The organism is Peribacillus sp. FSL R5-0717, from assembly GCF_038002945.1.
In the GTDB taxonomy this organism is placed as follows: Bacteria; Bacillota; Bacilli; order Bacillales; family DSM-1321; genus Peribacillus; species Peribacillus frigoritolerans.
In genome coordinates this window covers 4,882,637-4,897,834 of the sequence record NZ_JBBOOF010000001.1, presented here as the reverse complement: position 1 = coordinate 4,897,834, position 15,198 = coordinate 4,882,637, and the positions used below count along the sequence as shown (strand labels likewise).

Below are 15,198 nucleotides of genomic sequence, written 5' to 3'. Positions count from 1 at the left end.
CTCTTAACATAGAGAATTCCGGGGTTGTCAAGTTTAGGTTCATTTAGTAATCAAGTTCCCGAGCGGAATTAGAAAAGCAATCAATTCGTGACACTGCCATCTTCGTCCGGATCTTCAATATCCGCCGGATCTTTTTCCAATAGTGCCTCTTTGTCTTTTTCGTTCCATTTTGTTTTATACCCTAATGATTTCGCTACTCCTAACACAGGTAGATACGATTTTTTATCTGGTTTAAATGTTTCTAAATCCCCTGTTTGGATTACACCCAAACCTAGTAGCAATTTATCTGATTGGATATAGGGTTTTTCATCGATCAGTTTCATTTGATCAGCTGTATAAGGATAAACGGCTCCATTCACTTTTAAGGTAAACGGTCCCTTTTTTTCTTCTTTTATTTCTTTCGGCTTTTTCGATTTATGGGAAACATTATACACACCTTGAACAGTTCCTTCTCTCGTATTATCGGCTCCTCCATACATTTTTCCCTTTTCATAATCATAAATAACTGCTTGCACATTTCCGATATGTTGCGGTTTTTCTTCATAAACATGGCCTTTAGCCATTAACTCAAGCCTTGTATTTTGTTCAATTCCCGGTTCCCATCTTACTGTCGGATAACCAGCAGAATAAATACGTGGCGCATATATGGCATCTTGAATGAGCATTTTATGATCAAGCACGTTCATGATCGTTTCAGATACCGATGCGATTATCGTCGCTCCTCCTGGTGAACCAATCGCCATGAAGGGATTTCCATCTTTTAATACGAAGGTCGGGGACATACTGCTTCTTGGTCTTTTTCCTGGTTCCACCTGGTTAACTCCACCCGGTGTGGCATCAAAATCCGTCATTTCATTATTTAGCATGAACCCATAATCTGGTACCATGATACCAGATCCGAATACTTGCTCGATTGTAGTCGTATAAGCAACCATATTCCCCCACTTATCCATTACAGAAAAGTGAGTCGTTTGTCCGATTGGGGTTTTCTCTTCTTTTACCATCTTCATTGCAGTGGGTTCTTTGCCCTCATACTTCCATGGATCGCCCGCTTTGACATCAGCTGTTGATCTATTTGGATTGATGAGTTTTCTTCTTTCTTTAATATAATCTTCATCTAATAGTCCCTCTGTTGGTACATCATAAAAATCTTCATCCGCCATATAGGCAGCGCGATCGGCAAAAGCAAGATGCATGGCTTCGGTTAGGTGATGAAGATACTCAGGTGAGTTGGCCCCCATCTTTTGCACATCGTATCCTTCCATAAGCTCTAGGATTTGCAGAACAGTCAAACTGCCTGAGCTTGGTGAAGCTGCCCCTACCACTTCAAATCCCCTATATTCCGATTTAATCGGCTCTCTTTCCTTCACTTCATAGTTTTCCAAATCCTCAGTTGTCATCGTTCCTTCACGCTTTTGAACTTCTTCGGTAAGCGCTTCCCCGATTTCACCTTTATAAAAAACGTCAGAACCTTGTTTTTTTATTAATTTAAGAGTCTTTGCCAGATCTGGCTGAACGAGGGTGTCTCCCTCTTCCAACGGCTTTCCGTCTGGTACAAAAACTTTTGCAGCCGATTGGTTATTTTTAAGCTTTGTTACATTTTCATCGATATATTGCGCTGTTGCCCAATTGACTTTTACCCCTTCTTCAGCTTGTTTAATGGCCGGGCCTATGACTTGTGATAATTTCAATGTTCCATATTTCTCAAGAGAAGTCTCCACCCCCATAAGAGTCCCAGGAACTGCAACCGCTTTCCCGGATGTATGCCGCTTACTAAAAGGAATAGGTTTTCCCTTTTCATCTAAAAAAAGTTTAGGCGTAACATTTTGAGGTGCCATTTCGCGATTTTCGATCATCGTTATTTTATTTTCCTTTTTATTATAAATCATGATAAAACCACCGCCGCCGATTCCAGACATCATTGGTTCAACCACATTTAACGATAATTGAATGGCTGCCGCTGCATCGACTGCATTTCCGCCTTGTTTTAGTATCTCTATACCCGCTTCAGCTGCTAACGGATGAGAAACTGATACGATTCCATTTGTAAAACCCTTTCCCATTGACCCATCCACTCCAGGAACACTTGCAAAAGCCGGTGTGATCATACAAAAGAAACTGAAAGTAACTAAAATAAAACTTTTTAAAAATTTCATGAATTAGTCTCCTTTCAAAATAAAACAAATTGGGTTTTATCATAAGGCAAGTGGATATACGAGCAGAATTCTCTTGTAGGAATATGCTGGTTGTCTCGATAAAAAACAGTCTGCACATTCCCATTTTCGTTGCATTCCCAATGATGCTTCACTTCAAAAAATCACCCCCCCCGAATGGTTAAGCTATACCCTTTACTTCCGGATTGATATTCGCAGGGTCAACTTTTCTCAATACTTTGGTTATTTTCCAAGATCTTGGAGCTGTCGTGATTGTCATTTTTCCAAAGATATTGTAAAGCCAGCAACACGATAAAAGCGGATATCCCAATGATGTCCGATACCGTTTCAGGGTAGATCAATAGTAAACCTACGATTACGGCGAGGACTCTTTCTAACCAGTTCATTCCCCTCATCCAGTAACCTATGACACCCGCCCCAATTGCAATCATACCTGCCATTGCAGTAAGTACTACCCACGCAACCTCCATCCATGTTGTATCGATCATTAGCATTTGCGGGGAGAGAACAAAAATATATGGAATGATGAATGCAGCGATGGCAAGTTTCGATGACTCAATCCCCGTTTTTATCGGCTCGCCTCCCGCTACCCCTGCCGCTGCAAATGCCGCTAAAGCAACTGGAGGAGTTATATCTGCTATAATGCCAAAATAGAAAACGAATAAATGTGCAGATAGATCAGGAACACCAAGCAAAATTATCGCAGGCGCTGCAATCGTCGAGGTGATTACATAATTAGCAGTCGTAGGTGAACCCATACCTAATATAAGTGCCGCTACCATAGTTAGCATCAGTGTTGGAATCAAATATCCACCAGATAAATCAATCAAGCCATTAGCAAGCTTAAGTCCTAGCCCAGTTTTCGTGACGATACCGACAATAATGCCTGCTGCTGCTGTTGCAGCGGCCACTGCAAGAGCTGTTCGGGCCCCATCCACCAATGCATAGATGATATCGATGAATTTCATGCGGACATCCTTGTTTATGAAACCTACAAGAACCGAGATGGCGATGGAATACAGTGCTGCATGTGTTACCGTGATATTAGCCATGAGCAAAATGATAATGGCAAGAATCGGTATTAGTAAATAAAACTTGCCGAACACTTCCTTTTTACTCGGCATCTCTTCTTGCGTTAACCCACGCAGCCCAAGTCGTTTCGCTTCAAAATGGGTCATGATCCAAATTCCTGAAAAATAAAGGATAGCTGGAATCGCAGCCGCCTTTGCTATATCCCAATACGTTATTCCATTCCCAATGAACTCAACCATTAAGAATGCCGCTGCCCCCATTACCGGAGGCATCAATTGACCGCCTGTCGAAGCAGCCGCCTCCACTGCCCCGGCAAATTCCTTCTTATATCCAAGATTTTTCATCATCGGTATCGTAAAAGCTCCTGATGTGACAACATTAGCCACAGAGCTCCCGCTAATCGTTCCTTGAAGAGCACTTGAAAAAATCGCAACCTTCGCAGGTCCCCCTATCCGTCTGCCGGCAATTGCGGTAGAGAGATCATTAAAGTATTGACCGACGCCTGTTCGGACCAGAAAAGATCCAAACAGTAGAAATAGGAAGATGAATGTCGATGACACCGCTAACGGAGTACCCAAAATGCCCTCTGTCGAGAAGAACATCGTTTGCACCAGTCGCTCCAGGGTCAAACCGCGATGAGCAAGGAATCCTGGCATATACGGTCCAAAAACCCCATAGAAAATGAATAATAAAGCAATGACCATGATAGGAAGGCCAACTGCACGCCTGGTCGCTTCCAAAACCAGCAGAATGGCCATTAAACCGACTGCAAAATCCAATACGCCCAAACGTCCTACATTCATGACGATATCTTCGAAAAATAAGGGCCAATATGCACCTACCCCAATACTAAGGATCGCTAATATGATATCGTACCAGGCAATTTGAAATTTTCCTTTTTGACCCTTCTTTCGGTTTGCAGGAAATAGTAAAAATACTAAGGAGAGTGCAAACCCTAAATGTATCGTCCGTTGGATTTGTGCTGTAAAAACGCCAAAAATGGCTGTATATAATTGGAATAACGAAAAAGCTAAAAGTCCAAAAAATGCAATGTGGCCCAAGACACCTGTTAATTTTCTAGTTCCGGCCTCTGGGTCATATTTTTCCAATAATTCCTGTTGTTCTGCTTCGGTTAAATATTTCATTTTTTCATTATCAGCCACTAATCTTCACTCCCTTCAACTGTTCCCATAATGAAATTCTTTCCGAAGAAATTCTCACCCATGTCCCTGGTTTAATGAAGTCTGCCAATGTGTATGTTTTTTCATCATATATTAATCGATGGTTGGCTTTAACTTGTCCTACCCGTAAATCTATATAGGTGAAAGTGCGTTGCATATTTTTTATGAAGTAGGTACCGTCTTTTTCTTCGAATACTTCCTCACCCTCTGCATTGGAAGGCATACCGACCGCAAAATCATCATAGGCAAGTTCGGTTTGTTCGATTTGCTTATCCGATAACCGATATGATTCCAAAACATCTGTGAGGTGGATGGAGTGTGTATACTTAATCTTGAATTCCTTTTCTTTTTCCAAAGGAAAGTATGCGACTAATTCCCCTTGGTCCTCGTATGAAAAGGCTATTACATGCTTATACGGAAAAAAGAATAAAAAAGCGATGAGCAAAGGTGTACCAAAAGCCATGAATCTCTTGAATTTCATAGACACCCCTTTCATAACCAGTTTCACATTTCAGAAAAAACGAAGCCGATAGGCCACATAAAGCGAGCTACCGACCCAATTGCATTACTTGGAAACACCTTTTTCTTTAAAGTATTTTGCTGCTCCAGGATGAACTTCCATTTCCCCTAATCCTTCAAGTGCAGTCTTTGCTGTAATGAACTTGCCTTTTGCATGTGTGATTTGATCAGTGTTGTCATAAACTGCTTTAGTCATTTCATAAACTAAATCTTCATCAAGATCCTTAGTGACCACTAACATCGCTTTAACAGCAACTGTTTTCACCTCGGATTTGATTTTGTACGTACCACTAGGAATTGTATCTTCAGCATAGTATGGGTACTTTTTAACCAATGCTTGAATTTTGTCATCTGCAATAGGCAGAACCAAAATATCATTTTGGACGGATAGCGCTTCAACTGCACCAGTAGGCGTGCCTGCCGTAATGAAGGCTGCGTCAATATTGCCTGCTTGGATTCCTTCCGCCGACTCATCGAAAGATAGATTCTGCCCTTTAATATCCTTTTCAGACAACCCATGAATCTCCAGGATTTGCATGGCATTGATGTAAGCACCAGAACCCGGTGCGCCTACTGATACCTTTTTACCTTTTAAATCCTCGATTGATTTAATTCCGCTTTTTGCAGTCGTTACAATTTGAACAGTTTCAGGATATAAAGAGCTGATCGCCATAATATTGCCAATGGGGTTCCCGTCGAACATTTCTGTTCCTTCAAGTGCATATGCCGCGATATCCGTTTGCGAAAAAGCGATTTCAGCCTCTCCAGCCCTTAACGTTTCCATATTTTCGGCGGAGGCGCCAGATGTCTGAGGTGTTATGTTCGCTTTTGTTTTATCGGAAATGATTTTTCCAATTTGTCCTCCAAGCGGATAATATGTACCACCCGTTCCACCAGTCAACAGACTCAAGTTTTGGTTACCGCTGCCTGAAGCACCTTCATTGCTGTCTTTACAAGCTGTGATAATACCGGTGACCGTCAAAATCATGACCAATAAAAAGCACTTATGAAATCTTTTCATAAAATTCCCCCCTCATATGTTTTCTTCATCCGCAAGAGATGATAGTGTTATTATTCTACCGACCGCCTCACTTTCCCTTTTTTTACAAAATCAGACATATAATCAAAAAGGACTAGTAATTGATTTGAATTTTTTTAAAGAAATCAGAATAACAAGCACAAATATGTATAAACACCTATTAAAAACAAGGAAAATCCGCTATCCAATAGTAATATTCTACCTTTTATTACCTATTCTTCCTTTCTTTAAGGATAATATTGACTCTTCCATTTTAGAAATATATTATTGTTATAAACTTATAAGTCTATATTATAAAATGATCTTCTAACCTTAAATTTTATATCCAGCTTTTTTTTGCGAGGGAATATTAGGGATTCCCCCTTTCTTTAGCCTTGTATACTCAAATCCAATTGAAGTGGGTGATTGTTTGAATTACCTATCCCTCCGCTATTTCATAGAGGTTTCTAACCATCTTAGTTTCAGTGAGGCTTCCAAAACCCTGCATATATCCCAGCCCGGACTTAGCCAACAGATTTTATCCCTCGAAAAACAATTAGGCTTTAAATTATTGAATCGAACGACAAGAAAAATTACATTGACGGAAGAAGGAGAATACATCTATAAAAAGCTTGCGCCTTCCTTTGAAGATATCGAGAAAACAGTGAATTACATAGTTGAAAACAAAACCATCCCCAAGCCTAAACTAAAGATTGCTACCGTACCCTCTGCAGCTAGTATATATATCCCAAAGTTATTGAAAAAGATCGTGGGGCAATACCCGGAAACAGAGTTTTACGTGCATGAAACAACATCTTCAAGAGCAGTAAAACTCGTAAACCAACAAAATTATCACATCGGTTTCATCCGAACGCCCATTCACAGTGACATCATCGCCAATGAAGGATTAAGCATGATTGAATTCATGAAGTTCCCTTTACAATTAGTCGTCTCCATGGAGCATCCACTAGCCCAAAAAGAGGCCATACATTTATACGAAGCAAAAGACGAACCTTTTATCCATTATGATGCCGTTCAAGCGCATTCCCTTCAATTCCTTTTGGAAAAGGCTTGTCTGACGGCTGGATTTTCACCTAAAGAATTATGTAAAGGCTCTGAATTACTGACGATTGCCAATCTAATATCCAATAACTTAGGCGTAGCCCTCATGCCGGAAGATATGGTGAGTTTGTTGGGAAAAAGCCAAGTAAAAGCCTTGAACATCGATAACTCGGAATTAACCAGTTCGATATCGGCAGTATGGAAAAACACGGATGCCTCCATTCTGACTAAGCATATTTTGAAAACGCTTGAAAATGATGATGATTTTAACAATATGTAAGATTCTTGGTTGGGTAATTGCTGTGAAGCGAGGTAATTATAGTAAAATGAATGATACTTATCGGTGTTAAAAAGCCCCATTTCTCTTTTATGACACCGAGAAACGGGGCTATTAATATAGGATCTTTTCACCTTTTAAACTTCTTTTTGGCGATGGGGCGTTCCCCCTTTTATAACTTATGAAAACCTTAAATTAGCAAACTCCCCTTATCGGTAGTGACTAAGTATATCAATGCATAGCATGCTTTGACTTCAGAAAATATAAATACTCTATTCCTTCAGCGGTAATCTTAGTGCCGGCCCTTCCTCTGCCTTTGACGACAAACCCTTCGATTTCTAAAATATCCAAACGGCGACGAATCTGCTGAGGGGACAAGACAAAGTCCGATTCTTTACTTTGACTGGAAATCAGTTCTCTGCTTGCCGCTTTTCCTTTATCGTTGTATTGCTTAATTACTTCCAAGATGAAAGCGCGCTCCTGATTTTCCAACACACTTTCACAGACGGGATAATCAGCCGTCACACTGTCTTCCTTATTCCCGTGCATGAACGGAAGGTCACTTTTCGTCACGACATTCCCCTCACAAACCGTCAACATGTAATCGATTGTACTTTTAAGTTCCCGTATGTTGCCGGGCCATTCATATTGCATGAAATAATCCAGTACGTCTTCCTCTACTTTTACCCACTTCCCGCTTTTTGTGATGAGGTGCTTTACCAAAAGTGGAATATCCGCTCTTCTCTCTTTGAGTGACGGTATGTAAAGATTGAGCACATTCAGCCGGTAAAACAAGTCTGTTCTGAATGAACCGTCCCGCATTTTATCATGAAGATTTTTATTCGTCGCGGTAATCACCCTGACATTAACGGGAATGATTCTCTTGCCGCCAATTCTGCGGATTTCCCCCTCCTGAAGAACTCGAAGCAGATGGGATTGAACTGTGAGACTTATGTCACCAATTTCATCCAAAAAGATAGTCCCTTTATCCGCCATTTCAAACAGTCCTTTCTTTCCTCCCCTTTGCGCTCCTGTAAATGCCCCTTCTTCGTAGCCGAACAATTCACTTTCAAGTAAAGTTTCTGTTAAAGCACTACAGTTAACCGCTAGAAATGGCCCGTTCTTTCGCAATGAATGCTCATGAATCGCATGAGCAAACAGCTCTTTTCCTGTACCCGTCTCTCCCTGAATCAAAATCGGATGCTCCGACAAGGCAAGCTTTTTGGCAATCTGCTTACGCTCTTTCATTACTTCATTCTCGCCGATAATATCGTCAAAGCAGTATTTTGAATAAAATCCTTGATTGCGCATTTCTCTTTGTGCAGTCTTTTCTATTTCAAAGGCTTGATGTACACTTTTGAAGGTTGCGACAATTGTATTTTCTTTCATCATTTGCAACCGGAAAATCACGACATCCACGCCGTATATGTTGAAGAACTTACTTTGATCATTACTTTCCATGATGAAATCGATAATATCACGGCGATTCATTACATGCTCTAGATACTGATTAACCTCATCTTTTGCATCAACCTGGAACAATGCCGCAAGTTGGTCATTGAATACCGTTATCAGCCCTTCCTCGTTAACGACCAATATTCCGTCATCGACAGTACACAACACATTTTGGATATGATCACTCATCTGCTTGGCATCCCACTCCGCATGTAACAGCTTACGTTGTAATTCAATTATATTACTAATATACCTTTCAGAAATCTTAGAGGATATATCCTTGTGTAAACCACAGCATTCTACAACTTCCAGAATTGTTGTTATATCAAAAAGACGCACGCCTATATCGATTACTTCTTTTATGTAAGAGGGGCACAGATGAGTTTCTCCTGGCGATACAGCTATTTGGACATTCTCATAAAATAAAATCCCCTTCCTGAAAGGGATAAATTGAACATGATCGACACCAAGCTGATATAAGGATTCAATAAGACTTATAGTTGCATCGTCATCATCATTCACCAAAAGCACTGTCGAACCCTCTGGTATTCTTAATAGCTTGTCAATGTATTCATGATTAACAGTTCTCTTTCCCACAATTATTTTCTGGGCATTTACGTCATCCATTCCCATTTTCTTTTCATAAGCTGCATCTGATGAATACAAGATAATTCCCTCTCCCAAAGAACGAGGTATTCCCTCATCGGTAGCATGGCTGTTGACATGAACGTAGTCTCCAAGCAGTTGTTCCAGTTGCTCCTGCAAGGCTTCCTTTGTTTTTGAGCTTCCCGCTATAAGTGTAAGTGAGGATTTTGACATAAAAGCACCTACCTGTCTTTAATTGGTTTTATTATATCACCAAAAAGAACCAATAATGACCTTTAACTTCGATCCACCCAATAAGTTCTCATTAAAATCAATTACCCCGTATTGGCACAGAATTTGCTTATATATTTAGTTGTTGTGATTGAGTTGCCGTGATTGAGTTGACGTGCCCATGGATTTGAAAAGGAGGGAAACAGCAGAATACTAGAAAAACAGATGATAGTCGATAGGCTGGAAAATTTTTGTTAGCGTATTAGTTCCATGTACTTATTTTAAATACGAAGGAGAGACACTTATGAGCCAGGTAGAAGAGAAGGCTGTTTCGCTTGAAACAGCGGGAGAAAAAGAGAGAAAAATCAATGTTTTTGTATTGCTGCTCTGCATTCTCGCAATAGCAACTCTATTTACTTACATTTTGCCTGCCGGGGAATATACACGGATTGAAGCAGATGGACGGACTACTGTTGACGCCAATTCTTTCAAATGGATAGAATCTGCACCGGTGGAATTGTTCGATATGATAAAAGCTATTCACACAGGCATGGTTGAAGCCGGCAATATTATCTTTTTCTTATTGATTATTGGAGGGTTTTTCGGTGTTTTAAGAGCTACAGGGACGGTTGATGTGCTCATCGCCACAATGGCCCGGAAGTTGGCGACACGTGAAAAGCTATTAATTCCTGTCGTGATGCTATTTTTTGCTGTAGGAGGCTCCTTAATGGGAATGGCAGAAGAAACACTAGCTTACCTTCCTCTTATCATTCCGCTGGCGTTGGCCCTGGGATTCGATACAATTACAGGTACTGCCATCGTCATAGTTGGGGCATTGTCAGGGTTCACAACTGCTATCATGAATCCCTTCACTGTAGGACTTGCACAAGGAATTGCTGAATTGCCGATGTTCTCAGGAATAGGGTTACGCCTTATCTTATTTATTATCGTCTACCTTGTTTCCGTTCTTTATATCTATCGTTATGCTATGAAGGTCAAGAAAAATCCTTCTATAGGAATCTACGGAAAATATACAAAGGAAGAAGCAAAAAAACTGCTCCAATCAAGTGCGAAATTAACTGCAAGACATAAATTCATCTTAATCTCTTTTTTAATTAACTATATCGTGTTGGCATTTGGTGTCATCAAATTCCAATGGTACATTACAGAAATTACAGCCTTATTCATTGTTTTGACAATAGTAATTGGAATATTCGGTAAATTGTCCGCGGATCAAATTGTCAACTCCTTTACCAATGGATCTGCCGCCTTGCTAGGCGGTGCTTTGATTATTGGCGTATCACGCGCCATTCTTGTTGTATTGAATGATGGGCATATCGTCGACCCTATGCTGCATCAAGTATCTGAAGCTATCCAGCATATTCCGGCCTATTTAAGTGTTGCCGGCATGTACAGCTTCCAAACTCTTATTCATTTTATTCTAGCATCCGGAACCGGTCATGCGATGTTGACCATGCCAATTATGATTCCGCTCGCAGACTTATTGGATATTACACGCCAAACTGCGGTGTTGACTTTCTCTTTTGCGGACGGAATCGGAAATATGATTTTCCCAACCGCTACCACCTTAATGGCGGGCTTGGCAATTGCAGGCATACCTTGGACAAAATGGGCGAAGTGGATTCTGCCACTGGTACTTATTCAATATCTCATTGGATTAATAGCCGTCATAACGGCTCACTTCATCGGATATGGCCCATTTTGATAAAAATCACTAATTCATTACAGGAGGAAAAACGCATTGCTTACTTTAATTAAAAATGGCGAGATATACTCACCCAATTACTTAGGACGGAAAGACATTTTGATTACAGATGAAAAAATTGCATTCATAGATGACAGAATCGAGATTCCTGACAACTTTGCTCCTATCCATATCATTGATGCGACCAATCTTTTAGTTGTTCCAGGTTTCATAGATTCACATGTTCATATTATTGGCGGAGGAGGTGAGGGAGGATTCAAAACCCGCACCCCTGAGCTGATGCTTACGGACATTACGACCTCAGGTATTACAACGCTTGTCGGATTGCTTGGTACGGACGGAACTACGCGTAGAATGGAAAGCCTGCTTGCCAAGGCCCGGGCACTTGAAGAAGAGGGTATTTCCTGTTTCATTCATACAGGCTCCTACCAAGTGCCAGTAAAAACATTGACAGGAAAAATTGAAGATGACCTTATTTTCATTGACAAAATCATCGGTGTCGGGGAAATTGCCATCTCCGACCATAGATCATCAGAGCCCACTTTTGAGGAATTGACCAAAATCGTCGCAGCCGCACGTAACGGGGGTATTCTGTCAGGAAAAGCAGGTATTTTAGAAGTTCATGTAGGAGACGGTGATGGCGAGCTCTCGTTGTTACATGCAATCGCTGATAAAACCAACATTCCGATTCGACAGCTCCATCCGACACATATCAACCGAAATGAAAAATTATTCAAGGCGGGAATCAATTACGCAAAACGGGGCGGGTTCGTAGACTTTACAACAAGCACCATTCCTCAGTTTCTGGATGATGGCGAAGTAAAATGCAGCATTGCCTTGCGCATAATGCTGGAAGAAGGGATTCCGGTAGAACAAATCACCTTCTCCTCAGACGGCCAGGCAAGTCTTCCATTTTTCAACAACCATGGGGAGTATGCAGGCCTTCAAGTAGGAAAAGTATCTTCGCTATATCACGAAGTACGTGATTCTGTTTTAGAAGAAGGAATCCCACTTGAAACGGCACTGAAGGTCATCACCACGAATCCCGCACAAGTGCTGAAACTATCAACCAAGGGCAGTATCCAAACCGGCAATGATGCTGATATTGTGCTATTGCAAAAGGAAACTTTTGCAATTGTCACTGTAATGGCAAAAGGACAAGTTATGGTAGATAAGGGTATTCCGTTGATAAAAGGGACATTTGAATGAGTTTAGACAGGATACCAGATTTCGAAAAATTTTCACGTCTCGCATTAATATTGTGAAAAATCGCTATAGGGGCGATACTTAAACCAATCTAAAAAGTCGAATTCCTAACTGTTGAGGAATTCGACTTTTAATTATAACAGTCATATTAACCTGTTCCCTTGTTAAGTAACAAAACATGTAAAGCCTCGAATATATCAAACTTAACTTTTTTTCGATTTTAACCTGGAAAATCGAGACCCCCTATCCATCACTTTTATCTTAGGGACCCAGCCTATGTACTTTAGTCTTCAGAAAAGTCTTGTTGTTAGAAAGAGGTCATCCAAATAATGAAGTACTATGGAGCGGCTGAACTTTCGCCAAAGGATCAATATAGGCTTTGGCATTATTAACTGCCGTAGGACCTTCACCGAATCCGGAAGCAATTAATTTAACCTTTCCATCATACGTACAAATATCCCCGGCTGCGTATATGCCTGAAATATTTGTTTCTTGCTTGGAATTAACGATAATTGCATTTTTATTGATGTTTAGACCCCATTCTTTAATCGCTCCAAGAGAAGAGACAAAGCCGTAATTAATAATTAAATCATCTACGTCAACAACTTCTTTTTGTTGAGTCTTAGTGTGTTCTAAAACTATTTGCGTAATGTGATCTGTTCCTACCAATTCGGAGGGAATATAAGGTGTTTTGACCTCAACAGAGGAATTCACTAATTTTTCTACACTATGCTCATGTGCACGGAATTTATCTCTTCTGTGTATCAATGTTACCCTTTCAGCAATCGGCTCTAACATAAGGGCCCAATCAACAGCAGAATCCCCACCGCCCAGAATCGCCACTTTTCTTCCTTTAAAACGGTTCATATCATTCACGAAATAATGCAAATTCTTATCCTCGAACTGTGTTGAATCTTCCAATTCTAGTTTACGAGGCTGAAAGGCTCCATTTCCAGCAGTAATGATCACTGATTTAGAGAAATGAGTATCAAGGTTTGTAGTGATCTTAAATGTTCCGTCTGCTTGCTTTTCCATTTGTTCAACTGCTTCTTCAAGACAAATTGTTGGTTCGAGTACTTTCATTTGTTCTATTAAATTCTCTATCAATTCCTGCGCCCTTACTTTTGGAAAACCAGCTATATCATAAATGAATTTTTCGGGATAAAGAGCCGAAAGCTGTCCACCCAGTTGAGGAAGACTTTCGAGGATTTTCACCTTCGCTTGCCTCATTCCGCCATAGAACGCAGTAAACAAGCCAACTGGGCCGCCGCCAATAATAGTTATGTCATAGACCTTCTTTTCTTCTGTCAATGCAATCACTCCTTGTTCTTCTAGGTTGGTTGTTCATACTGAACGTGATTTACTGGTTGTAAGCGATAAACTTGTAATGTTTCCACAAGTAATTCTTCCTTTTCCTTTGTTTCAGAAATGATGGATAAAAGCAATTGAATATCCACCCTTTCAAAGACAATCTGGATATGTCACCACATTAAAAATCTATAAAGCTACTGGACACAAACGCACCTGAAATTATTATTCAAATTTATTAGGGTTACCATCAAAGGATGTATGAGCCACTTTTATAGAATCTGTTGGACATCCTTCTAAAGCATCTATCATATCTTCCTCGAGTTCATCAGGTATAATCGCTGCCCCAACATTATTATCCAATATAACGAACGCAATCCCTTCTTCATCATAATCAAAAATATCCGGAGCTGAAGCACCACAAGCTCCGCAAGCAATACACGTTTCTTTATCAACGATTGTATAATTAGCCATTTTTCCTATTCATTCCTCTCTCTAATCTAGGCCCTGGTTTTACTAAAGTATTTGTAGAAGCCTTTTCCTACTCAATATCTTTCAAAAACTCCAAAATGCTCGAATTAAACTTCCTTGGATTTTCCTGGTAACACAAATGACCGCCATCTGGAATAATCACTAGCCGGGAGTTTATTAGCTTTTCATGAATGGCTTCTGATTCCTTAATGGGAGTTACAGTATCCAACTCACCACAAATCACAAGAACAGGAACAGCTATATGAGATAACATACTCATTTGATTTAGATGATAAAGTGAATATGCTACCGATCGATATCCTGCCGGTCTTATCTGTGTCATAATCTCTTTGACTCGTGTATGGACATTTTCTGAAGCATGGGGAGATAGCAGTGCTTGTATCCTCTTTTCCGCTATCTCCTTTGTAGAAAGGTTTTCAATTGAAAATAATCGATTTTTCAATTTCGTCTCGTTCTCTTCTGGTGATAGAGCAGCAGCCCCCCTTGTCGAATCTGCTAATATGAGTTTATTAACCTTATTAGGGTACAGGCTACAGTACTCTATCGCAATTGCCGCTCCCATTGAATGGCCGAGCAGATGGATTTTTTCCAGCTTTAGCTGATCTAGCATGCCGTTCAGAATACGTGCGAACTCTTTAAAATGTCTATATTCTTCTGCTGGATCTGAGCTTTTCCCATAACCCGGAGCATCCCATGCGATTACTGTATAATGCTCCTTTAATTCCTGGATTTGTTCCTTCCATGACTGTGAATTATTGCTCATACCATGTAATAATACTAGAGGTTCTCCATTACCTTCTATTTCATAATGAATGCTTAAATCTTCTACTTTTACGAATGGCATACGATCAGTCCCCTTCTAAAGGTAAGTCTCTAACTCTTAAAGCCCCCAAACTGTATAACTTTCTTAAATTAGAGAATGATTTACTATT

General features: G+C 40.3%; 11 protein-coding genes. 3 read left to right on the top strand and 8 right to left on the bottom strand.

Features of this window, described 5'->3' with window-relative positions; all coding sequences use genetic code 11:
* Window positions 1-80 precede the first annotated feature (80 nt).
* The 4 genes from ggt to NYE65_RS23460 all read right to left on the bottom strand — a co-directional run bounded on the left by ggt (window position 81) and on the right by NYE65_RS23460 (window position 5,927).
* Window positions 81-2,156, bottom strand: coding sequence for a gamma-glutamyltransferase (gene ggt, locus NYE65_RS23475; protein ID WP_268591808.1), 2,076 nt, complete (start codon window positions 2,154-2,156; stop codon window positions 81-83).
* 218 nt (window positions 2,157-2,374) lie between these two features.
* Entirely contained in the window at window positions 2,375-4,351 is a 1,977-nt protein-coding gene (locus NYE65_RS23470; RefSeq protein WP_268591856.1) for a TRAP transporter permease, read from the bottom strand.
* 10 nt (window positions 4,352-4,361) lie between these two features.
* Complete coding sequence (locus NYE65_RS23465; RefSeq protein WP_222619738.1) at window positions 4,362-4,868, bottom strand: DUF1850 domain-containing protein; 507 nt, start codon at window positions 4,866-4,868, stop codon at window positions 4,362-4,364.
* An 84-nt stretch (window positions 4,869-4,952) separates the two neighbouring features.
* Entirely contained in the window at window positions 4,953-5,927 is a 975-nt protein-coding gene (locus NYE65_RS23460; protein ID WP_328177232.1) for a TAXI family TRAP transporter solute-binding subunit, read from the bottom strand.
* A gap of 427 nt (window positions 5,928-6,354) precedes the next feature.
* Between NYE65_RS23460 and NYE65_RS23455 the strand changes: the two genes are divergently transcribed.
* Window positions 6,355-7,266 carry a LysR family transcriptional regulator gene (locus NYE65_RS23455; protein WP_340861837.1) on the top strand — a complete coding sequence of 304 codons (912 nt, stop codon included), beginning with the start codon at window positions 6,355-6,357 and terminating at the stop codon, window positions 7,264-7,266.
* A 228-nt stretch (window positions 7,267-7,494) separates the two neighbouring features.
* Here the strand turns inward: NYE65_RS23455 and NYE65_RS23450 are convergent, their stop codons facing one another.
* Window positions 7,495-9,537: a sigma-54 interaction domain-containing protein gene (locus tag NYE65_RS23450; protein WP_340861836.1), complete on the bottom strand. Its 2,043-nt coding sequence runs from the start codon at window positions 9,535-9,537 to the stop codon at window positions 7,495-7,497.
* 301 nt (window positions 9,538-9,838) lie between these two features.
* On the opposite strand from NYE65_RS23450, the gene NYE65_RS23445 reads away from it, so the two are divergent.
* Complete coding sequence (locus NYE65_RS23445; protein WP_101221845.1) at window positions 9,839-11,260, top strand: YfcC family protein; 1,422 nt, start codon at window positions 9,839-9,841, stop codon at window positions 11,258-11,260.
* 36 nt (window positions 11,261-11,296) lie between these two features.
* On the top strand, window positions 11,297-12,469 hold the full coding sequence (gene iadA, locus NYE65_RS23440) for a beta-aspartyl-peptidase (RefSeq protein ID WP_340861835.1): 1,173 nt from the start codon (window positions 11,297-11,299) through the stop codon (window positions 12,467-12,469).
* 315 nt (window positions 12,470-12,784) lie between these two features.
* Here the strand turns inward: iadA and NYE65_RS23435 are convergent, their stop codons facing one another.
* From NYE65_RS23435 to NYE65_RS23425, 3 genes are all read right to left on the bottom strand, one after another.
* A complete protein-coding gene (locus tag NYE65_RS23435) occupies window positions 12,785-13,777 on the bottom strand; it encodes an NAD(P)/FAD-dependent oxidoreductase (protein ID WP_340861834.1) in 993 nt (330 codons plus the stop codon).
* A gap of 222 nt (window positions 13,778-13,999) precedes the next feature.
* The gene (locus NYE65_RS23430) at window positions 14,000-14,248 is read right to left on the bottom strand and encodes a ferredoxin (protein WP_340861833.1); all 249 of its coding nucleotides are present in this window, start codon (window positions 14,246-14,248) and stop codon (window positions 14,000-14,002) included.
* A 67-nt stretch (window positions 14,249-14,315) separates the two neighbouring features.
* Entirely contained in the window at window positions 14,316-15,110 is a 795-nt protein-coding gene (locus NYE65_RS23425) for an alpha/beta fold hydrolase (protein ID WP_340861832.1), read from the bottom strand.
* Window positions 15,111-15,198 lie beyond the last annotated feature (88 nt).

What these genes read in the sequence shown, in the direction of transcription:
- NYE65_RS23425 (WP_340861832.1), bottom strand. Translation starts at nt 15,110, where the DNA reads ATGCCATTCGTAAAAGTAGAAGATTTAAGCATTCATTATGAAATAGAA.
- NYE65_RS23460 (WP_328177232.1), bottom strand. Translation starts at nt 5,927, where the DNA reads ATGAAAAGATTTCATAAGTGCTTTTTATTGGTCATGATTTTGACGGTC.
- NYE65_RS23465 (WP_222619738.1), bottom strand. Translation starts at nt 4,868, where the DNA reads ATGAAATTCAAGAGATTCATGGCTTTTGGTACACCTTTGCTCATCGCT.
- ggt (WP_268591808.1), bottom strand. Translation starts at nt 2,156, where the DNA reads ATGAAATTTTTAAAAAGTTTTATTTTAGTTACTTTCAGTTTCTTTTGT.
- NYE65_RS23430 (WP_340861833.1), bottom strand. Translation starts at nt 14,248, where the DNA reads ATGGCTAATTATACAATCGTTGATAAAGAAACGTGTATTGCTTGCGGA.
- NYE65_RS23470 (WP_268591856.1), bottom strand. Translation starts at nt 4,351, where the DNA reads ATGAAATATTTAACCGAAGCAGAACAACAGGAATTATTGGAAAAATAT.
- NYE65_RS23450 (WP_340861836.1), bottom strand. Translation starts at nt 9,537, where the DNA reads ATGTCAAAATCCTCACTTACACTTATAGCGGGAAGCTCAAAAACAAAG.
- NYE65_RS23445 (WP_101221845.1), top strand. Translation starts at nt 9,839, where the DNA reads ATGAGCCAGGTAGAAGAGAAGGCTGTTTCGCTTGAAACAGCGGGAGAA.